The sequence below is a fragment of the Methylophilus sp. VKM B-3414 genome (assembly GCF_032248435.1).
Taxonomy (GTDB): Bacteria; Pseudomonadota; Gammaproteobacteria; order Burkholderiales; family Methylophilaceae; genus Methylophilus; species Methylophilus glucosoxydans.
Genome location: NZ_JAVTLI010000013.1, coordinates 132,213 through 151,987 on the forward strand (window position 1 = coordinate 132,213; position 19,775 = coordinate 151,987).

The following is a 19,775-nucleotide window of genomic DNA, read 5'->3' on the forward strand; positions in this document are numbered from 1 at the left end:
ACGCTGAGGCCTTTTTCGTCTGGTTGTGTTGGGGTTGTCAGGGCTCAAACGAAAAGAGGTGGTGCGCGCGCAGCGTAGCGGCGATAGGACGGTTTGGTATGTAAAACGGTATGGCTGGTTTGGGCTGATGTGACGAGGTCTGGTGCATGTAGCAATAACGGACGTCCTGGCAGCAGCGTGTCAGGGAGATTGTCCAGGCACAGGCATTCTTCACACAGATTGTCCTGGCTGGTTTTATCATGCTTGAGGGTGTGATTAATCTCTTCAGACAGGTGAGAGATGGCGTGCGCAATCGCATGCTGCTGCGCAAATACAAAAAACAGCAAGACTGCCAGCAGGGCGCCTAGCAGCCATTGATTGAGTCGGGTCCGTATGTAGTGATTTAGCATGCAGTCTGGCGATTAAAAAACCTGCGATGAGCGCGTCCTCTATCTAGCCATGTTCTGATGACACACTCATGAAGCGGGCAAGTTATTTTCATCACAGCGCGTTAATCCCTGATGGCATCCAGCGCGAGTACGACGCGTGCCTGCCCCTCTGGCACCACAGGCGAACGATGAATGGCGCCGCCTACGGTGTTCCCTTGCCACTGACTACCTTTGAGCAATACGATATCAAAGGCGTCTGCCTGTATGATGCCACGCGCATCGAGTACCACGCCTGCACGCTGTTGGTTGTTGAGTCCAGGCGGGTTTAAGTGACTGCGGTGCTTTAAATAACCGCGGTCGGCAAATGCTTCCTCCAGCCATTCGGTACCTGGCCCCATGTAAGTACACAGCAGCCGAATTCCGGTATGGTCAACATGAAATTGCGGGCACATGGCTTTTTGCAATACTTCCAGCCGCAGGCCCACGGTCTGGCAATCCAGCAGCTCGGCAAACACCGTCACCAATTGTGCCAGCTCTTGAATAAACGCTTCGCGGCCCGGCTGTGCAGGCAACGGCAAAGCACGCAACTGTGGCGCAAGTGCGGGCTGCAATGAAATCACGTTGCGCAGTCCAGGCGCCAAGCTGCGCGCTGCCAGCTGCAGGTAGTCGCTGATTGCCGTTTGCGCTTCCCGGCGTACGAGACAGACTTGCTGCTCGGGCTCAAAGATCGGCAGCATTTGCAGTGGGTTAAAGGTCAAGGACTCGCTTGCTGGTGTCAGCGTAGGTGCAAGTGAAGCAGTTTGAGGGGAGCTGGCAACCGACAACATGCTAGACACTTTCCAATATCTGCATATCGTCGTTGGTTTCAACGGTTTCTTCTACCGCCCAGCGGGGAAATGGGTCCTCAAACTTGCGCCAGGCGTCCATGCCCAATGCCAGCTCGCTTTCTGTCAGCAGGCAGGCATCAAATTTTGCCGTTAGCGCCGCTTTATCCATCTCCATGCCAATAATGACCAACTCTTGTTGACGATCACCATAAGGCGCTTGCATGCGTGAACGGATATGTTTCAGGCTGTCTGTATCCTGCGGCCAATAGTTGGCCGGCGTTGCCGCCCACCAGATGCCCGCAAGCTCGGTGCGCGTCACCGCACCCGCTTGCGACCACATGGCACAAAACTCGGGGCGCGAGGCAATCCAGTAGCGGCCTTTGGAGCGGATCACGCCTGGCCATTCGCTATTCAGCCATTGCCATAAGCGTTGCGGATGAAACGGGATGCGTGAACGGTAAACAAAGCTTGAGATGCCATATTCCTCGGTTTCTGGGACATGCTCACCGCGTAGCTCTTGGAGCCAGCCAGGTGCTTCTGCAGCCTGGTCAAAGTTAAACAGGCCAGTATGCATGATGCGGTCTAACGGCACCTTGCCAAAGCTGCTGTGCAGGATCTGTGCACGCGGGTTAAGCGTTTTGAGTATGCCTTCCAGCCGGGCAATTTCCTCCAGCGTCATCAGGTCAGTTTTATTCAACACCAGCACATCGCAAAATTCAATCTGGTCGACCAGCAGGTCAACCACGGTACGTTCATCTTCTTCGCCCAGGGATTCCCCTCTGTCGGTCAGGCTTTCTTGTGAGCTGTAGTCCTTGAGAAAATTGTAGCCATCCACCACCGTGACCATGGTATCGAGTCGTGCCACGTCTGCCAGAGACACGCCTTCCTCATCGGCAAATGTGAAGGTTTCGGCAATCGGTAAAGGCTCCGAGATACCGGTGGTTTCAATCAGCAGGTAATCAAAACGGTTTTCCTTGGCCAGGCGGGTGATCTCGACCAGCAGGTCTTCTCGCAAGGTGCAGCAGATGCAGCCATTGCTCATTTCGACCAGTTTTTCTTCCTGACGTGACAGCTCGGCACCGCCGTCGCGTACCAGCTGGGCATCGATATTGACTTCAGACATGTCGTTGACGATCACCGCGACACGCTTGCCTTCGCGGTTATTGAGTACATGATTCAACAGCGTGGTTTTACCCGCGCCCAAAAAGCCGGAGAGTACGGTGACAGGGAGTTTTTTGAGGCTAGAATCGCTTAAACCAGACATAAATTGAGTCCTTGCGTGAAAAGTTCTTTAGGGAGGTCGGTACCGATGAATACCAGCGTAGACACTTTGCGCTCATCAGGCTGCCATTGCGTGGTATGGTCACCACTCATGAGCATGTGTACGCCTTGAAAAACAATGCGTTGTGGATCGTTGTAGGCATGCACAATGCCTTTGTAGCGCAGTAGTTGCGGTCCGTAATCATTGATCATGGTTTCGAGAAAGATTTCCAGTTTTTGCAGGTCAAACGGCCGCTCGCTACTAAACACAAACGAGGTGACGTCGTCATCATGCGCATGGCTCACATCACGCAAAAAGTCTGGTTCGATTTCGAGGATGGCATCTAGCGAAAAACCATCAATATCCAGAATCTGCCTGAGGTCGGTTTGGCCAAAGTGCACGCTGTGAATGGTGGCCCTGGAGTTGATGTTATGCAGCCTTGCCGAAAGGGCGCTCACTGTTTCAGGAGTCACCAGATCCGTTTTTGACAGCAGAATACGGTCAGCAAACCCCACTTGCTCTTGCGCCTCGTGGTGCGCATCCAGTTGCTGCATGGCATGCACCGCATCCACCACCGTGATAATGGCATCCAGGTGATAGTTGGCATAAACGTCATCTTCAACAAAAAAAGTTTGTGCGACCGGTGCCGGGTCGGCCAGGCCCGTGGTTTCGATAATGACGCGGTCAAAGCTAATTTCCTGCGCTGCACGTTTTTGCGCCAGATCACCCAGAATACGCAGCAGGTCGCCACGCACGGTGCAGCAGATGCAACCGTTATTCATTTCCACGATTTGCTCGTCCCCCTGAATCAACAGTTCGCCGTCTATGCCGGTCTCGCCAAACTCATTTTCAATCACGGCAATGCGCTGGCCATGTCGCTCTTGCAGAATGCGGTTAAGCAGGGTGGTTTTACCTGCGCCTAAAAAGCCGGTCAAAATCGTGACGGGTATTCTGGGTGTGGCTTGCGTCATGCGGTTCCCCAAAGTGTAATGATCTGTTGTTGTATAAACGGTGAAATCCAGGCCACGCCGAGACCACAAGCAATCAACAGGCATTGCACCAGTAAATCCTGCGGGCGATATTGCGTTTGCAGCGTTGGCACTAGGTCTGCCAGGGCGATGTAGATAAAACTGGCCGCGGCCAGTAACAAGGCGTACGGAATCAGCGGGGCAATATGCGTAAAACTCAACCAGCCAACCAAGCCACCCACAATCATGGCCGAGCCCGAGAGCATATTGAGCAGGAGCGCACGGGGCTTACTCAAGCCAGCATGGATCAACACCATAAAATCTGAAATCTCTTGCGGGATTTCATGCGCGACAATCGCAAACGCTGTCACCCAACCCAGCTTGATATCAGTTAAGAAACTGGCCGCCAGCAAGATGCCATCGACAAAATTATGGATGCCATCGCCCAGCAGAATAATGGCCACTTGGCCACCAGACTGATGTTCTGCAGGATGAGTAGAAACAGGTGCAGTGTCCGCATGATGGAAATGCCGCCACAATGCCAGCTTCTCCAGAATGAAAAACAACAACATCCCGGCTACCAGCATCCAGCCCGCGTTGGTCAGGTTGATGCCCTGATTCAAGGCTTCCGGTAATAAATCCGTGAAAGCAAACCCGAGCAATACACCCACGGCAAATGCCACCATGCGCCGCGCATGATTGGCGAACAGGGTATTTGATAACCAGCCGGCGATCAGTACCGAAACCACACCACCTACGGTACAGGCCAGCATTAAACTGGGGAATAACATGCTTGAACTTTAAAATGCAATTTTGTTGCATTTTAAAGGGTGGGGGATTTAATTGCAACAATGTTGCAATTTTGTGTGTAAAAAAAGCAGGCATCCCATTCATAGGCGCCTGCTACTTACGCAATACGTATTTTTACGATCTCATCATCGTTAGATGCGCATGCAACATCGACAGCCTGATATCGCACGCGCTATCGTCATCAAGCGTGCGTCCTTAGTCTCATAGGATCATAAAAGGGGGTAGGGGCCACATAGGCTGACACTCTTTGATGGCTGCACACCACTTCTACTGCCGTTCCAATCGCTGTGTATTCTGGCTTTAAATGCACCATGGCTAAAGACTGCATTAAATAATTGCTAAAGGAGGCGCTGGTGACGACACCGATCTCTACCCCATCTTTGACTATTTTTGCGCCAGCCTCAACACTCGTGGGTGATTTGCAGATTAAACCAGCTTGTTTCACCCGCTCTTTGCCTTTGGACGCCAATACAGCCGCTTTGCCGATGTAGTCTCCCTTTTTATCCAGGTCCACACCCCAGCCCATGTTGATCTCCCATGGCGTGGTATCACCTTCAGGCATTTCGAATGGAAAAAACAAGAGCGCTGCTTCAATGCGCGTTAACTCTAGTGAGTTCCAGGAGGCTGGGATCGCGCCAAAAGGCTTGCCAACCTCTAAAATCTTATCCCATAGCTCAATGGCATCTTGCCCTTTACAATAGACTTCGTATCCACGCTCTCCTGAATAACCACCGCGGGCAATGACAACATTTTTACCAAATAGACTGGTGGGCTTGTGCTTAAAATAATCCAAGCTTGCCAGGTCAAAGTCGATGACATGCGGCGCTAATATCGCTAAGGACTGAGGGCCTTGTAAAGATAAAATATGCGCATCAAGATCGGGCGCGATGGTCACGTCTTTGCCAGCCGCAAGCATGTTTAAGTTTTCCGGTGTTTTGCCTGAGCCGTGGGAGAGCCTAAAGCTGTTGGCACTGTCTCTGATAATCATGATGTCATCACAAATTGCACCCGATTCATCCGTTTCTGCAGCCAGGACACTGTGGCCGGGTTCGAGTTTGGTGATGTCTTTTGCCACCAGCCTATCAAGGACCTTTTCTGCATCTGGGCCATCCACATTGATGATGTTTAAGCCAGACACGTCGTATAAGCCAGCACGACTCCTCACCGCGACAACTTCATCATGGACATCAGTGTGATAGCTCCAAGGAATAGGCATATTGTTCCAGGTGTCGCCATCTAAATTTGACCCTAATTCCCGGTGTCGAATATTGAGTATTGAGTTTCTAGACATGATGACTTTTCTCCCATTAAATTGATGATTCGGAATACTATAAAAATAAAGATTTGTTCAACACTCTCTTTAGGATGTACTACTTAAGAAGTAAAGTTGTCTTCAAGTGACACCTTCAAAAAGTTGAGCTCACCCAGAGCAGGTATTAAAAAAGGGTGAGCAATCAAACTTGCTCACCCTTGGTTAGGCCATGCGTCCCAATTTGAACTAAATAGTTGAACTAAATGCTATGCAGCCAGAAGACAATGAAGACGCCCACCAGCAACGCTATATAAGGGAGCACGCCAGCCCGTTTCATGACGCCATCTTTAGCATTGTCTAGTTGCATATCTTCTAGCATGGCTGACGGAAATACACCTTTATCCTGGATGAAGTGTCTGTAAATAAAAACCGGCACAATCAAGGTTGCAAAAAACAGTCCGGCATTGAGGGTGCCTGCCCCCCAGACGTCAGCGCCTAATCCCATCAATCCCAGGTTAACAAAACCGAGCAAGCCGCCTAAAAGCAGTAGGATAGTAGGTGCTTTGTATGGACGGTCCCAGTTCGGTCTGTCCATGCGGTGTATCCAGCCGGAATTCAGATTGAGGAAGTTAAAAATGATGTAACCAACATTGGATGCAGCCAATACAAACACATAGTCTGACATCAGCAATAACAGCAGGTTGAAACACAAATCTGTCCACATCGCTTTGGTTGGCGCGCCATGCTCATTGACTTGAGACAAGTATTTGGGCAGCCAGCCATCGACAGAGGCTTGATAAAGCGTACGAGAAGAACCGGCCATGGAGGTCATGATCGAGAGCAAAAGAGCCAAAACCAGCATAATTACCAATACTGTCACAATCAGCTTGGAGCCGCCCAACATACTCGACAACACTCCGGCAACGCCCATGCCACTGTAAATGTCTGGTGCCAACATCCCATCGTATACCGCGCCAGTCGTTACGTTACCCGCGGCATCTGTCACCGCTGGCGTCACCAAATGGCCTAAGCCTAAATGCGCCTGAAAAGCGATGGGCACCAGTGTGTACACTGCAATGCAGAGCAGACCTGAGTAGAAAATGGCCTTAAAAGTATCTGTTTTAGGGTTCTTGAATTCTCGTGTGTAACAAACGGCGGTTTCAAAGGCATACGTTGACCAGGCAGCAATAAACAAGCCAGCCGCCATTAATTTCCAGCCTTCAATATTCCAAATACCATCAATCACATTCCCGGCTGTGTCATAACTTAAAGGCGCCAAGGGAAAGAAATTCGCCATAGGCATGTCGCCGGTGAGGATAGGTACCAAGCCTATCAGCATGAGTGGAATTAACGCGGTGACCCCCAGGATCATGGTTGCTTTGGCAGAACGTAAAATACCACCGTGCTGTATCGAAAACACTGTGAGTAAAACGGCAGCCCCTAGAATAAACGTTGCGTTAATTCTTAAGCTTAAGCCAGCTTTAATGCTGCTCAAATCCATGAGAGTAATTTGCCAGGTGTTGATGGCGGCATCTGGGGAAAATAAGGCACTTAAAATGTAGCCTGCAGCCAATCCAGAACCGATAGCCAATACTGGAGACCATGCGAACCAGTTACACCACACCGAGACTGGCGCGATAAACTTGCTATATCTTACCCATGCAACCGCGCCATATACCGAAGCACCGCCAGACTTATGTGGAAACAAGCCTGCAATTTCTGCATACGTAAATGCTTGAATAAAACCAAATGTGATAGAAATGGCCCATACCAACCAAGCTGGTTTGCCTACCGTTGCCGAAATGGCGCCCATAGAAAACAATACAAGCGCTGGCACGCCACTAGCGACCCAAAAGGCACCTTGCCAACCAATCTTGCGATGCAGAGTGTTCTTGCTTTCAGCATCACCAGTGTAGCCGGCGTTATACATGTCAATCGAAGAATTTATACTCACCTTATTTTCCCTTCCCTAAAAGCCTTCTTTTTTTCACCTATCTACTGATTTCAAGAAAGGCTAATAAGAAGATCAACGTTCAATGACAATCAGATATCAACTGCACATGGGATTAAGTCAATACATCCACAGTGGAATCTATTTTGATGATTTGCAGCTGTTTACTAAATTCTCACTACGGATTACTCCTAAAGGGGTAGTTGGTGAAGATTTCAAAGGAGCGTTGATTGCCGACACAGCTTGCGTTGGAGGGGGAGCGTTCAGAATGTGTTGATAGGGGCGTGCGCGAGACTTTGCGCCTACGTACAATTTGAAAAGGCCTTTTTGCTGAGCGTTAAAAAGGCACGAGGTCTGCGCTAGTACACCTTATTTTTGATTGTGTGCCCAGACTGCGGCTTCTAAGCGGCTACTTAGTTTAAGTTTGCTCAGTAAATGTTTGATATGCACTTTCACGGTGGTGTCGCTAATGCCAAGTTTGCGGGCAATGGTTTTGTTATTGAGTCCGTCACTGAGACATTGCAATATTTCTCTTTCACGCTCAGTGAGCGAAGCCTGCTCATCTTTACGTTGAGGTTTGGGCTCTAAAAGCGCTGTTCTCAGTACTTCAGTGAGCGTATCTTGAATAATCGTCATGCCATTAGCGACTTTTTTTAAGTTGGCACAGAGGTCTTCCGGCTCCATGTCTTTTAATAAGTAGCCATCAGCACCTGCGCGCAAGGCCTCTAATAAATCGTCTTCAGCATCTGACACCGTCAGCACTACATATTTGGCAGTCAGGTCTAACGCTTTGAATTGGCGTAAGGTCTCTATGCCATTCATTCCTTTCATGTTGAGGTCTATCAACACAATGTCTGGTTTAAAGCCAATGGCAGTATCCAAACCCTCTTGCCCTGAGGCGGCTTCACCGATCACTTTGAATGCCGGGTCTGCATCTATGATTTGTCCTACCCCTTTGCGGAAGAGGGCATGATCATCGATCAAGAACACTTTGTATTGGGTCTGCATCATTTTTAAATGTCTTTCTATGATTGAGGCAACTGTGGCGTAAAAATCAAGCGCACTCGCGTGCCCCCTTGTTTGCGTCTGAGAACCGCAACATTTCCCCCCAGGCTTTCTGCCCGCTCTTGCATGATGCTCTGTCCATAATGGCCAGACGCTTCAGTGGCGGTGTAGCCAATACCATCATCATCAACGATGACAATGATGGTTCCACTGTTTTGAAAATTAAGTGAGATTTCCACTCTACTTGCGTTTGCATGGCGCACTACGTTGGAGAGTGCCTCACGCAATACATGTAAAATATGAAACTCTTCATTGACAGTCAAGCGACAGTTTATCAGACGATTATCCAGGGAAATGGATAGGTTGGAGCGTTGGCTAAACTCATCAATGGCAGTTTGAATTGCCGAGTTTAATCCCCGCACATCCATATGTACGCGGAAGGTTGCCAATAACTCGCGTAGCTCACGATAAGCAGTATTCAAGCCATCGCGCAATTCGTTGACAATGCCGCGAAATTCATTTGTCTCTAATTGGTTGTTGCTTGCACTTTGCAGTCGCGAAATTTGAATTTTCATGAACGACAATGATTGCGCCAGGGAGTCGTGCAACTCACGGGCAATGGCCGCACGCTCTTCTAACAATGCCAGACGCCGACCCTCTTGCTCCCGCCCTTGGAAACCCATCACCATAGAAAGTAAATGGGCCGTCAGTTCGATCAACTGCGTTTCTGTTTCATCAAACACATGCTCAAGGTCCGCCTCGACTTGTAACACGCCCAATGCCCCCGTGGGGGTGACGAAGCCGACTGCAATACATTGAAAGCCATTACCATGTGGCGAATTGTCATTGGTACAGAATCTCACCAGATTGGTTGTGGTGAGGTCTTCTAAAATGGCGTCACTGAGTTTTTCTGGTTTGTGATTGGAAAATAAAACGCGCTCTGTTGAAATGCCCAAGTCATTTTCGGTAAAAATGAGAGAGACATTTAAAATGTTTAAGGCCTTTTCCAGCGAGAATAAACTTTTGCGTAAGACCGTTTCGCTTAATAAAGTGTTGTTGATAGATTCTACAAATTCATGCAGAAAGTCTTGTGATCTAATTAATCGACGCAGGCGTTCACTGCTATTTTGATTGAACCATTCGTTTTCTGCTTTAAACCCTTCTAGTCTTGCTGAGGTTTCGTAGACCAGGCGTTCAATTTTGACAAACTCATCTTCATCCTGCTCGCGCTGTTCATTTTGCGCGTCTAGGCCAGCAAAACTGACTAGCGTATCCATACGATCAACCAGGAGCTTTCTCGCTCTAAACGCGATGGTGATCAAGCAACTGATGGCTAAATAAATGCTCAGCAGCTGCAGCAGTGAAATCACTGATTGCTTTGCCTCGACCTCTTGCAACAATAGCGCGACCAATTGCTCATAGCTTGAGATTAAGGTCTGAACCGTGAGTCGTTGCGAGGTGATGGACGCTTGTTGAAAGTGGCTGTCACTGATTTTTTCTCTTGCTTCTCTGAGTTTCTGCAACAGTTGATTGACTTGAGTGGCATCATGGTTGTTAATCTGTGTCACCATCTTGCCGAGATCAAAGCGTAAATGGGGATCGGCCTTAAGGATTGCTTCGGTCAATTTCTCGGGCGCTTCTCCGATGGCGGTGTCTGAAAAATGTTGCCAGAAAATCTGCTCTTTGGTGATGTCTTGAATGACTTTTTGATTATTAGCAGTGTAGTCGAGCAAAAAGAGAGAGCCAGCCTGCATGAGTATCAAACTGGAAGTAATACAAAAAATTAATATGATAAGCTTTGCATACAATGTGTGTATTGTCAGATCTTTGATGCTTTTGATCAGGTTTGCAAATTGAATGCTCAAGGATGACTCCGGAATTGAAATTTCCCGCGAAAGGCGCTTAGATGAGTTTGTTTGTTTTTAGCACACTAATATTGAGTGTCATTTTTTTTATCGTCTTTAACGCATGGTGGGTGTCTGGCGCCTCATTTAACACGCATTTATCTGCATTGATGATCGCTGCAACCACCGCATTGACTTCCTTGTTGTTGATTGCAATCTACCCCATCTTTCGTAAACATTATACGCGTCATCCCAAGCCATCGATGGATCATACCGTGACTTGGGCTAATGATGTGTCTAGCAATCTTTCTACGCCTGCCGCAGTCATTGATGGCTACATTGTTAAGTTTGCGAACAAAGCATTTCTGATGGAAATTGGCATGTTAAGCATGCAGGAGCAAGTGGTCGGGATGCCGTTGACCAATATTATTCATCCTGGTGACCATCAGCTGCTGGCTTCTCTATTTGCAAAGACAACGGCGACACAAGATAAAAAAAATCACTTACGCATTCGTCTGCTCTGCCTGGATGGCAGCATTTTACCGACACACGTCTCCATTTCACCCATACAAGAAGACAGTCGATCTGTTGTCAATTTACTCCAATTCTCTTCCAGCCTTTCACAAAAGATGGTGGAATCCAGTGAGCTTGAAAACTCAATACATGAGCAACTCATCAATCACATAGAACAAATTGTGTTTTATCTTAAAGTGAATCAAGAAATCATATACTTAAACCATTCTTGGGAATCAATGTTAGGTTACAAAGTACAAGAATGTCTCAATAAAACCTTACTTACTTTTGTGCATCCAGAAGATAAACCGTTGGCTGAGGCGAGAATCACTTCTCTCATTCAAGGAAAGCGCAATAAAACCGTTGTCGAGTTTCGTCTGATTGCCAGAAATGGCGATTCTCATTGGGTGGAGTTGCGTGCTAAAAACACCACCGCATACAAAGGCGAGCGATCCAGCATCATCGGTACCCTGACCGATATCAGCCAAATGAAGCTCACGGAGTCTACCAAAAGAAGTCATCGTCATCTGCTTAATGCGCTCATCAACAATACGCCTGGCATGATTTATCGTTGTAAAAATGATAAAAACTGGAGTTTTGAATTTGTCAGTGAAGGCGCGGTTGATATTACGGGTTACGAGCCGTATGAAATGATAGGCAATCCCAACTTTTCCTATGCCCAGATTATTCATCCTGAGGACCGCAATATCGCTTGGGATCATGTGCAAGAGAAAATCAGGCATCAACAAAAATTCCAATTACTTTATCGTATTTATACGCGTTCTGGCTCGATTAAATGGGTACTAGAGCAGGGTAAAGGGGTATTTTCAAGTGCTGGAGAGTTGTTAGCACTTGAAGGCTTCATTACCGACGTGGCTCAAGAGGATGGGTCGCAGTCCATACAGAGCTTACAAAAATATTTTATGTGATTTTCAAGGCAAAGGGTATCCAGTGTTATGGGTGTGTCCCTAACGCCACTTCTGCGCCATCATCTTTTTTAGACAGCCATTCCACCGTTAAATCTTTAAACTTGGTTAAGCCTTTGTACTCCACTAAATCCGGATGTAACGACTTCAGCACGCGATGAAAACGTTTTGCCCAGCGAGCGGAAGTGGTCAACTCATTCATATTGATTAAATAGCAGCGGATACTGAACAGTATGGCATTGCTGCGTGGCAATCTGAATAGGCTTTGCAACTCAACACGTAAATGTACCAGCTCGCCCACATTGTCGATGGTGACTTTATTACGGTCGCCGCCCCATAAGGGATAGTTTTCGGGCGACGTGTCTAGCCTTGGGTTAATCGTCATGGTCCAATTTAAACGCCGTACGGGTGCACCCAATTGCAAGGCCATGAGGAATTTTAAAGCGCGATCCATCACACCTAGTTTCGTCACTTGCGGGACAGGGCCGTGCCACTCATGCCACGCCATGCCGACATCAAAGGCCAGCGACCAATCTGCTTGGCTGGTGATAAAACCAGCATCGGCATACAACGTGCCGTTGCGTTGATCCAACAGCACAAAGTCACCTTGCACCTGTCTCCCCATATATTCCATTGGATCCATGTCAAATGAGGTGCTATCGCCAAATGTAAACGTGTTTTTAATCCCAAGCGGTTTATTTTCCCAGGTCCACAATAGGCCGTCTTTTTTGAGCGAAAATAGCTCAGGATAGTCGTTCGATAAACTTTCCATCGTCAGCTCTAGAAAATCCCATTGCGCCTCCGCCATATGTGGCAAGGCCTGATACCGTCCCGCATCTAGCGCTAATGTTTTGGCTTTATCCTCGCATTCAGCGACGTAGTGCTCATCAATATCAAAGGCAAATTCAGTCACAGCACCCACCGGCCCCTTGGTGTGAGGCTCAATATTCACTGAATACATGTAGCTGTCTTCTGCAAACGGAAATGGAAACCGTCTAATGGCTTTGGCTGAGTTTTGGTAGGTATAGTCATCGCGAAAGGTTTCTTTTTTAAAAGCTAAGCTCATAGCATTTCCTGTTAAAGATTGATTTCTAAGGATTGGCATTTTGCGCGCGAGACGCAAGGCATAATCTTTTTGCCAGCCGCCTTGTCTGCTTCTGATAAATAGTGATCTTGATGCACCAGCACGCCATCAGTTCGGATGACTTCCAGCTCACAGCGGCCACATGCGCCGCCACGGCAAGAGTAGGGCGCATCCACCCCTGCCGCTTCAATGGCTTCCAACATGCTCATTTCTGCGGGGACATGAACCTCAATGTTAGATTTTGCCAATTTCACTTTGAATGGTTCACCTGAAGGGGGCGCTAAAAACTGTTCGCTATGGATATGATTTTCTGGCCAACCCAGTGATCGCGCCGTTTCAATTAAAGCCACCACCATCGCATTCGGTCCACACACATAGACGTGGGTGCCCAGGGGTTGTTTGCTTAATAGCGCTTTTAGATTAATGCTGAGTCCTTCGCTTTCGACATACACACGGATTCTTTCATCGCATTTTTCTTTCAGGGCAGAGGTGAATGCCGCGTGATCCTGAGAGCGATAGGCGTAATGCAATTCGTAATTGGCTTTGGTCCTGATTAAATCATCAATCTGCGACATGAATGGGGTGATGCCAATGCCACCTGCGACGAGTAGATGTTTACGCGCTCTTTTATCCAACGCGAATAAGTTGTTTGGATACGTGATTTCTAATTGAGAGCCAACCTTGACCTCGTGATGGAGGTAAGCCGAGCCACCGCGTGAGTGTTCTTGTAGACGCACGGCAATGTGATAAGTATCAGGCGCCTGCGGAGAGCCCATCAGTGAGTAAGGGTTGCGATGGAGTCGGCCATTGATGTTCATCGCAACCACCACATGACTCCCCCCTGAAAATGGAGGCAAACTTGCGCCATCCTCCCTGATAAAGGAGAACTGCTTAATCAGCGGAGTGATTTGCTGAATATTTGAAACAACAACTTTAAATGTACTCAAGGGTAAATCTCCTCAATGCTTGGAATCTGCCCTGGGTCTTCAGCGTCCACCATCAGCCCCATATAAGCACCAAGGCGTCTAGAAAAGTGGTCTCTGACAAACAGTTGTTTGCCGCAGCCATCACATTTTTTGATATTGGTATGCGCTTCATAAGAGATAGTCTTGCAATGAACACAATAGATAGGCCGAGCTAAGGTGCCAACGAGCTCTTTGATGATGTCACTGTCATCAATGCCATATTTGTCAGCCATTTGAGCCACCTGCCAGATAAAGCGCTCTGAGCCTGCCACGTAGATGCGTAAGCCCATGCATGCAGTGGATAAATGGGCCTCAAAGGCAACGAGAGACTCCTCTGTCGTTTCAAACATCAACAGCGTATCCGGCACAACCTTGCTTAAGGGGATGCTGAGATCCTGTTGCACCACAGGGTTTCTTGCGTAGAGTACTTTGGTAGGGTGCTCTGGATGCATTTGCTGGAATAACTTCATTGCCGCCAGGCCCCCGGCGCTGCCTTCAACCAGCACAATATGTGCGTTTGCTTGTTGTTGCCAGACCAAGGTTGAATAGACCGGCTTACTTCGAATCCAATATCCGCGTTCCATGGTATTTTTCCGTCGTATTTTTATGTAAAATCATATGCTTAATAAGGGTTATTCCTGTATAGGATGAAGTGAGCACCTAGAGAACATATCCTTTAATTTAAGCCTCTTTCACCGCAGGCAACTCGCTTTTATCGGAGAGATACGCCTCCAAGGAGTCGTCCAACGCTTCTAACCAAGGTGTGTGATGCGGTGGAGACATAGTGCCCGTCATCAAGGAACGATAAGAGTGATCACGGAAAGTCATGATGTTTTGCTTTTTATGATACTTCCATTCCAGGAAGGTCTTGTTGACCGCAGGAATATCAAATGACGGATAATCAGTGGCATCTATCAGCTCCTGAATATAGTCGCCTTGGTAGGTGTACATTTCTTCCGCGGTTTGTAGCGCCAGTTCTTTTTCACGCCATAGCATGCTATGCGCTTTCATCTCGGCTTTTGCCGGTAATTCAATACGTCCCAGAATAATGTCTCGCACGTACCAAGCCTGCGCATCAAACATATTGAAGGAATACCACTGATCCTGCATGCCGATATAGAAGAATTTTGGATTGTCTTCCCATGCAACGCCTTTATACAGGTTGAGTGGCCATAGTCGATTGTTGGTTTTTAGGCGTAAATCATCTGCGAGGAATGGAAAGTGATGCAAATAGCCTGTGCACAGAATAATCGCATCCACTTTTCGCGAGCTGCCATCGAGAAAATAAGCAGTATCCGTATCGACTCTGACCAGATTGGGTTTTTCTTCCCAGTTTTTTGGCCATTTATAATTCATTGGTGCGGTGCGGTAACAGCTGATGATGCTGCGTGCCCCATATTTGTAACATTGTGAGCCTATATCTTCTGCGGAATAACTGCTGCCGACCAATAGAATGTCTTTGTCTTTAAACTCCAGGGCATCTCGGAAATCATGGGCATGCAAGATGCGTCCGCCAAACTTGTCAAAGCCTTCAAAACTCGGAATTTTGGGGGTAGAGAAATGCCCGGTTGCGCAGACCACGTAATCAAATTCCTCTGCGTAAATGGTATCCGTGGTGTGATCTTGCACAGTCACGGTGAACTTCTGAGTGGCATCGCTAAAGACGACATTGCGTACAGCAGTATTAAAGCGAATATAATCGCGCACACCTGCTTTCTCTACGCGACCTTTGATGTAATCAAACAACACTTCGCGCGGTGGGTATGAGGCGATCGGCCTGCCAAAATGCTCTTCAAACGTGTAGTCGGCAAATTCCAGACACTCTTTGGGACCGTTAGACCAAAGATAACGATACATACTGCCATGGACAGGCTCGCCATGTTCATCTGTCCCTGTACGCCAGGTGTAATTCCACAACCCACCCCAGTCGCTTTGCTTTTCAAAGCACACAATTTCTGGAATTTGAGCGCCTTTTGCCTGGGCTGATTGAAAGGCTCTAAGCTGTGCGAGGCCGCTTGGACCCGCCCCGAGTATGGCTATTCGCGTTGACATTAGGATTCTCCATAAATCTGATTGATTAGTTTGCGCCGCGTTTAGAAGCGCGATGTCGCTAAAGTAACCTGCTTCACCAAGATGAAAAATCCTCATCAAGAAGTACTCCAAATTGGGTAAGTGAGGTTGAGGTCATCCCGTTGATGAGGCCGTGGCTGGAGATGTGTTGAGTGCGTTTTGATGACCGCGCATAGGCCAAGCCTTGTTGATACACCGGAATCGCTGGCGCTTATGTATTGTTGACATGGCTGAGTGAGGGCGAAGCCTAATACCAAAGAGGTACGCCATGAGGGTAATTGAATCTCATGCCGTCAAAGTCAATATTAGTGCATTGGATAACGGCCTATTGGTGAATATCAACCTATTAATAGATATCCATAGGATAGGCAAGCTTTTAACTTGGACACTTCGTAAGACATGGTGAATCGATGCAAGCAATCAAAGAACAGCAGTGGGGGGAGGACTATTATTTTGGCGCTTCCTTCACCAAGCCTATTAGCAAGTACCGTCTGGATGGACAACATGCCATTCAATTATCCCTAAGCGCAGGCGACCGGCTTGAAATTCTAAGCCCAGACCAAGCGCAAAGCACCGAGTTGATTGTATTGGATGCACATGGCACATTGGCACCTGCGTTACTCGACAAGCGTCCGCCAGTGGTCGCGGTAGGTATTCAACAGCAACTTCAGCAGCGTGGTGCGGCCTCCCAAAGGCTGCGTAATCAATTAAACACTTGGCAGCTGGATGAGTCTTCTTTGCAGCAAGCTATCACAGTGTCAGGTGCAGAGCATGCCAAATTCACAGCGGCAAATGATTTGACTGTCATGATTGTCGCGGCTGGTCCAAACATGTCTGTTGAAGCGCACACGCCAGTCACCGAAGTGGACATTACCGTGACTTACGCCAATCTGGCAGAACCACCCTTGCCAGCACCATTGGCGCCAATCAAGCACGAGTTGAGGGTTAGTCGCGCCACGGCACAGACCTATGAAGTCAAAAAAGGCGAATGGATCCAGATTATTGATGTGTCTGGCAAGCAATGCTCGGATTTTATTGCGTTTGATAAACAGGCGTTGGCACAAGGCAGCGTGTTGGGACTGGATCCGACAGCGACCAGAACGGTGATGGGCTTGAGCAATCCTGTACCCGGATTGCACTCACGATACCTTGGTTCGGATCTGAAACCCATGATAGAAGTGGTGCAGGATACCGTGGGTCGGCACGATAGTTTTCTACTGGCGTGTACCCCCAAATATTACGAGGACAGTGGCTATTTCGGCCATGCCAGTTGCACCGACAACTTTAACCAACGATTGGCTCACTATGGCATTGCACCACGGGCTGGCTGGCCAGCGATTAATTTGTTTTTTAACACCTTTATTGACGCCTCGGGCGCCGTGCTGATGGATGAACCGTGGTCACGGGCGGGAGATTATATTTTAATGCGTGCTGAGCGAGACCTTGTCTGCGCCTCTTCTGCTTGTCCTGACGATATTGATCCTGCTAATGGCTGGCATCCGACCGATATTCATGTGCGTATTTACGATGCTGAACAATTTTTCCCACGCGCCATTGCCTATCGCAACACTTCTGAGGAGCTGCCTCGCATGACCAAACCTTCTGGTTTTCACCCCCGAACTTCCGCAATGACTAAAAAATTTATCGACTATGCAGGCTATTGGGTGGCTACTGAATACGATGGCTGGGGGACGAATGCCGAATATCTCGCCTGTCGTGAACGCGTGGCACTGCTAGATTTGTCGGTGATACGCAAATTTGAAATCGTCGGCCCTGATGTGGTGGCTTTTTTGCAGTATGTATTAACGCAGAACATCAGCCGCATGGCCATTGGTGAAATTGCGCACTCGGCGATTTGTCTTGAAACCGGCGGCATGATCGATGATGGCACCATATTCCGTATGGGGGAACAGGCTTTTCGCTGGTGCTGCGGTGCGGAATACACCGGTATCTGGATGAGGGAAAAGGCCCAAGAAAAAGGCTTTAAAGTCAGCATCCGCAACGCCAGCGCACAGCTAGACAATCTCGCTGTGCAGGGTCCGAACAGCCGCGAGTTGTTAAGCAAGCTGATTTGGACCCCGGATAGTCAGCCATCGGTTGAAAAGCTCAAATGGTTTCACTTTGCGATTGGCCGGCTAGGAGGGGCTGCAGGGGTACCCGTGATGGTTTCCAGAACAGGTTACACAGGTGAACTGGGCTATGAAGTCTGGTGTCACCCCGATGACAGCGAAGCAGTATGGGATGCTGTGTGGCAAGCGGGTCAGCGCTTTCAGATTGCCCCGATGGGCTTGAATGCGCTTGACATCCTGCGCATTGAAGCCGGTTTGAGTATGGCTGGGCACGAGTTTGACCACAGCACCACTCCATTTGAAGCAGGCACTGGCTTCAGTGTGCCTTTAAATAGCAAACAGGAAAACTTTATCGGCCGTGAAGCCTTGTCGCGGCAAGCGCCAGAGAGCCGACATCGTCTAGTCGGCATGATTCTGCAAGGTGGCGATCCTGCCAGTCATGGCGATCATGTTTATCATGGGCGTTTCCCGGTTGGCATCGTCACCAGCGCTACTTATTCGCCATTGATGGGAAAACAGATTGCCATCGTGCGCGTGGCACCCGATTTTTCCAGCATAGGCACGCGCCTGGAAATAGGTAAGCTGGATGGGCAACAGAAACGTTTGGCGGGAGAGGTCGTGAAGTTGCCTTTTTATGACCCTAAGCGCGAGAAACTACTCGCATGAGGCTGATGAGACATATAGATCCTGTGTCGTACATGGTCTTAATGCCTTTGTGTTGCTGGGGGGCGTTTCTCCGCGCTGAATTGTGATGCATACACTGAGTCAGTGCATCCAGCATGGCAAAGATTTAGAGTGTAAGGGTCTTTGCCAGACCAATCACTAAGGTCATTGTGATGAGCCAACTAGCGCGGCTTGGCGTTTTTTGAGATGAGCTTATGCAACAACCACGGCAAGGGTGTTTTGCTGAGCCACTGACGATGGTCGGCCACCCACGGATATGCCCGGCTAAGCAAGGGCCTTAGTATTCGACTGGACCAGAATTTGCCCATCTTTGTGAAGCCTGTCACGGTGTATGCCGCGGCAAAGACATCGACACCATTGATCCAGCGTCCCATCGCATCTTGCGCATGAATCCTGTTCATCAGGGCGTCACGCGTGACCGGGCAACTGTCGGGTAACTGCATTGCAGTTTGTGAACAGTCGACCAGTATAAGCTGATTGGCAGCATCGGCTTGCTTCAGCGTCTCCATTTCAGTCCGACACAAGGGACAGGAGGCATCGTAATAAATGGTCAGCGGAAAGGTAATTTGTGAGCGCATGATTTAGTTCTCAAAAGGTTTTTGCTAGATTAAAGCGCTGGTTTTAGGCCTTGAATCCACTCACTTATGAGCATCAAAAATCACGCAAGTTCGCGTGCTCATTGCGTCTACAACACCAACAGGTTAAGCGTGTGCGACTGCAGCCGCTTTCTGGCAATCCGGACACAATCCCTTCAAGCTAATCTCAATATTTGACACCTGATAAGTATCAAAAATCGCCTGTGGAATATGCGCAGCGAGTTCGTGTATGCATAACACGGTGCCGCAGGACTGGCAGAGCAGGTGGGCGTGGCCGTGGTTGTTGAGCATGCCAGGGGACGTGCTGCTGGACGTTTTAAAGCTGCGTCTTGGGCTGTTTAGCTGGTATTTCCAGGCGCGGTCTTCGGTGGATATTTTGTGTATGAGGGCGTTTTCCTGCAACCAGTCGAGGACGCGATACACCGTGACCCGGTCGATTTCTTTGACGCCTTGCAAGGCGTTGAGGATTTCAGGCTGACTCAAGGCGGTATGCGAGTTGATCAGCGTCGTGAGCACGGCCGTTCGTGCTTGTGTCGGGCGTAACCCGGCTTCTATTATCAATTGTTCAGCGGTAACCATGGC

The 19,775-nt window shown here is 48.6% G+C and carries 17 protein-coding genes; 2 read left to right on the forward strand and 15 right to left on the reverse strand.

Annotation, left to right across the window (positions count from 1 at the left end):
* Positions 1-44: 44 nt before the first annotated feature.
* The 9 genes from Q9292_RS13370 to Q9292_RS13410 all read right to left on the reverse strand — a co-directional run bounded on the left by Q9292_RS13370 (position 45) and on the right by Q9292_RS13410 (position 10,307).
* Positions 45-389 (reverse strand): hypothetical protein, encoded by a 345-nt coding sequence (locus tag Q9292_RS13370; RefSeq protein WP_275354983.1) that lies wholly within the window; start codon positions 387-389, stop codon positions 45-47.
* Positions 390-490: 101 nt separating this feature from the next.
* Positions 491-1,195 carry a DUF1826 domain-containing protein gene (locus tag Q9292_RS13375; RefSeq protein WP_313988907.1) on the reverse strand — a complete coding sequence of 235 codons (705 nt, stop codon included), beginning with the start codon at positions 1,193-1,195 and terminating at the stop codon, positions 491-493.
* Between the two features lies 1 nt (position 1,196).
* Positions 1,197-2,459 (reverse strand): zinc metallochaperone GTPase ZigA, encoded by a 1,263-nt coding sequence (gene zigA, locus Q9292_RS13380; RefSeq protein WP_313988909.1) that lies wholly within the window; start codon positions 2,457-2,459, stop codon positions 1,197-1,199.
* Positions 2,447-3,427 carry a GTP-binding protein gene (locus Q9292_RS13385; RefSeq protein ID WP_313988912.1) on the reverse strand — a complete coding sequence of 327 codons (981 nt, stop codon included), beginning with the start codon at positions 3,425-3,427 and terminating at the stop codon, positions 2,447-2,449. Before Q9292_RS13385 ends, zigA begins: the two co-directional genes overlap by 13 nt.
* Complete coding sequence (locus Q9292_RS13390; RefSeq protein ID WP_313988916.1) at positions 3,424-4,215, reverse strand: ZIP family metal transporter; 792 nt, start codon at positions 4,213-4,215, stop codon at positions 3,424-3,426. The genes Q9292_RS13385 and Q9292_RS13390 overlap by 4 nt, the downstream gene beginning before the upstream one ends.
* A gap of 200 nt (positions 4,216-4,415) precedes the next feature.
* Positions 4,416-5,525 (reverse strand): aminomethyltransferase family protein, encoded by a 1,110-nt coding sequence (locus tag Q9292_RS13395; RefSeq protein ID WP_313988918.1) that lies wholly within the window; start codon positions 5,523-5,525, stop codon positions 4,416-4,418.
* A gap of 220 nt (positions 5,526-5,745) precedes the next feature.
* Positions 5,746-7,416 (reverse strand): APC family permease, encoded by a 1,671-nt coding sequence (locus Q9292_RS13400; protein WP_313989285.1) that lies wholly within the window; start codon positions 7,414-7,416, stop codon positions 5,746-5,748.
* Positions 7,417-7,806: 390 nt separating this feature from the next.
* Entirely contained in the window at positions 7,807-8,448 is a 642-nt protein-coding gene (gene narL, locus Q9292_RS13405; RefSeq protein ID WP_272227256.1) for a two-component system response regulator NarL, read from the reverse strand.
* A gap of 14 nt (positions 8,449-8,462) precedes the next feature.
* Positions 8,463-10,307 carry a histidine kinase gene (locus tag Q9292_RS13410; RefSeq protein ID WP_313988921.1) on the reverse strand — a complete coding sequence of 615 codons (1,845 nt, stop codon included), beginning with the start codon at positions 10,305-10,307 and terminating at the stop codon, positions 8,463-8,465.
* Positions 10,308-10,348: 41 nt separating this feature from the next.
* On the opposite strand from Q9292_RS13410, the gene Q9292_RS13415 reads away from it, so the two are divergent.
* A complete protein-coding gene (locus Q9292_RS13415; RefSeq protein ID WP_313988924.1) occupies positions 10,349-11,728 on the forward strand; it encodes a PAS domain-containing protein in 1,380 nt (459 codons plus the stop codon).
* Positions 11,729-11,753: 25 nt separating this feature from the next.
* Here the strand turns inward: Q9292_RS13415 and Q9292_RS13420 are convergent, their stop codons facing one another.
* From Q9292_RS13420 to Q9292_RS13435, 4 genes are all read right to left on the reverse strand, one after another.
* On the reverse strand, positions 11,754-12,791 hold the full coding sequence (locus tag Q9292_RS13420) for a DUF3445 domain-containing protein (protein ID WP_313989290.1): 1,038 nt from the start codon (positions 12,789-12,791) through the stop codon (positions 11,754-11,756).
* 11 nt (positions 12,792-12,802) lie between these two features.
* Complete coding sequence (locus Q9292_RS13425) at positions 12,803-13,756, reverse strand: PDR/VanB family oxidoreductase (protein ID WP_313988927.1); 954 nt, start codon at positions 13,754-13,756, stop codon at positions 12,803-12,805.
* Entirely contained in the window at positions 13,753-14,358 is a 606-nt protein-coding gene (locus Q9292_RS13430; RefSeq protein WP_313988930.1) for a dimethylamine monooxygenase subunit DmmA family protein, read from the reverse strand. Before Q9292_RS13430 ends, Q9292_RS13425 begins: the two co-directional genes overlap by 4 nt.
* A 97-nt stretch (positions 14,359-14,455) precedes the next feature.
* Positions 14,456-15,922 carry an NAD(P)/FAD-dependent oxidoreductase gene (locus Q9292_RS13435; RefSeq protein ID WP_313989293.1) on the reverse strand — a complete coding sequence of 489 codons (1,467 nt, stop codon included), beginning with the start codon at positions 15,920-15,922 and terminating at the stop codon, positions 14,456-14,458.
* Positions 15,923-16,254: 332 nt separating this feature from the next.
* Between Q9292_RS13435 and Q9292_RS13440 the strand changes: the two genes are divergently transcribed.
* Positions 16,255-18,579, forward strand: a complete 2,325-nt coding sequence (locus Q9292_RS13440) for a DUF1989 domain-containing protein (RefSeq protein WP_313988933.1) — start codon at positions 16,255-16,257, stop codon at positions 18,577-18,579.
* A gap of 179 nt (positions 18,580-18,758) precedes the next feature.
* On the opposite strand, the gene Q9292_RS13445 is transcribed toward Q9292_RS13440, so the two are convergent.
* Positions 18,759-19,175, reverse strand: coding sequence for a DUF393 domain-containing protein (locus tag Q9292_RS13445; RefSeq protein WP_313988935.1), 417 nt, complete (start codon positions 19,173-19,175; stop codon positions 18,759-18,761).
* A gap of 123 nt (positions 19,176-19,298) precedes the next feature.
* Positions 19,299-19,772: a Fur family transcriptional regulator gene (locus Q9292_RS13450; RefSeq protein WP_313988938.1), complete on the reverse strand. Its 474-nt coding sequence runs from the start codon at positions 19,770-19,772 to the stop codon at positions 19,299-19,301.
* Positions 19,773-19,775: the final 3 nt, after the last annotated feature.

Excerpts from the sequence above, each read along its gene's own strand:
- Q9292_RS13370 (WP_275354983.1), bottom strand. The coding sequence starts at position 389 with ATGCTAAATCACTACATACGGACCCGACTCAATCAATGGCTGCTAGGC.
- Q9292_RS13375 (WP_313988907.1), bottom strand. The coding sequence starts at position 1,195 with ATGTTGTCGGTTGCCAGCTCCCCTCAAACTGCTTCACTTGCACCTACG.
- zigA (WP_313988909.1), bottom strand. The coding sequence starts at position 2,459 with ATGTCTGGTTTAAGCGATTCTAGCCTCAAAAAACTCCCTGTCACCGTA.
- Q9292_RS13385 (WP_313988912.1), bottom strand. The coding sequence starts at position 3,427 with ATGACGCAAGCCACACCCAGAATACCCGTCACGATTTTGACCGGCTTT.
- Q9292_RS13390 (WP_313988916.1), bottom strand. The coding sequence starts at position 4,215 with ATGTTATTCCCCAGTTTAATGCTGGCCTGTACCGTAGGTGGTGTGGTT.
- Q9292_RS13395 (WP_313988918.1), bottom strand. The coding sequence starts at position 5,525 with ATGTCTAGAAACTCAATACTCAATATTCGACACCGGGAATTAGGGTCA.
- Q9292_RS13400 (WP_313989285.1), bottom strand. The coding sequence starts at position 7,416 with ATGTATAACGCCGGCTACACTGGTGATGCTGAAAGCAAGAACACTCTG.
- narL (WP_272227256.1), bottom strand. The coding sequence starts at position 8,448 with ATGATGCAGACCCAATACAAAGTGTTCTTGATCGATGATCATGCCCTC.
- Q9292_RS13415 (WP_313988924.1), top strand. The coding sequence starts at position 10,349 with ATGAGTTTGTTTGTTTTTAGCACACTAATATTGAGTGTCATTTTTTTT.
- Q9292_RS13420 (WP_313989290.1), bottom strand. The coding sequence starts at position 12,791 with ATGAGCTTAGCTTTTAAAAAAGAAACCTTTCGCGATGACTATACCTAC.
- Q9292_RS13430 (WP_313988930.1), bottom strand. The coding sequence starts at position 14,358 with ATGGAACGCGGATATTGGATTCGAAGTAAGCCGGTCTATTCAACCTTG.
- Q9292_RS13435 (WP_313989293.1), bottom strand. The coding sequence starts at position 15,922 with ATGAGGATTTTTCATCTTGGTGAAGCAGGTTACTTTAGCGACATCGCG.
- Q9292_RS13440 (WP_313988933.1), top strand. The coding sequence starts at position 16,255 with ATGCAAGCAATCAAAGAACAGCAGTGGGGGGAGGACTATTATTTTGGC.
- Q9292_RS13445 (WP_313988935.1), bottom strand. The coding sequence starts at position 19,175 with ATGCGCTCACAAATTACCTTTCCGCTGACCATTTATTACGATGCCTCC.
- Q9292_RS13450 (WP_313988938.1), bottom strand. The coding sequence starts at position 19,772 with ATGGTTACCGCTGAACAATTGATAATAGAAGCCGGGTTACGCCCGACA.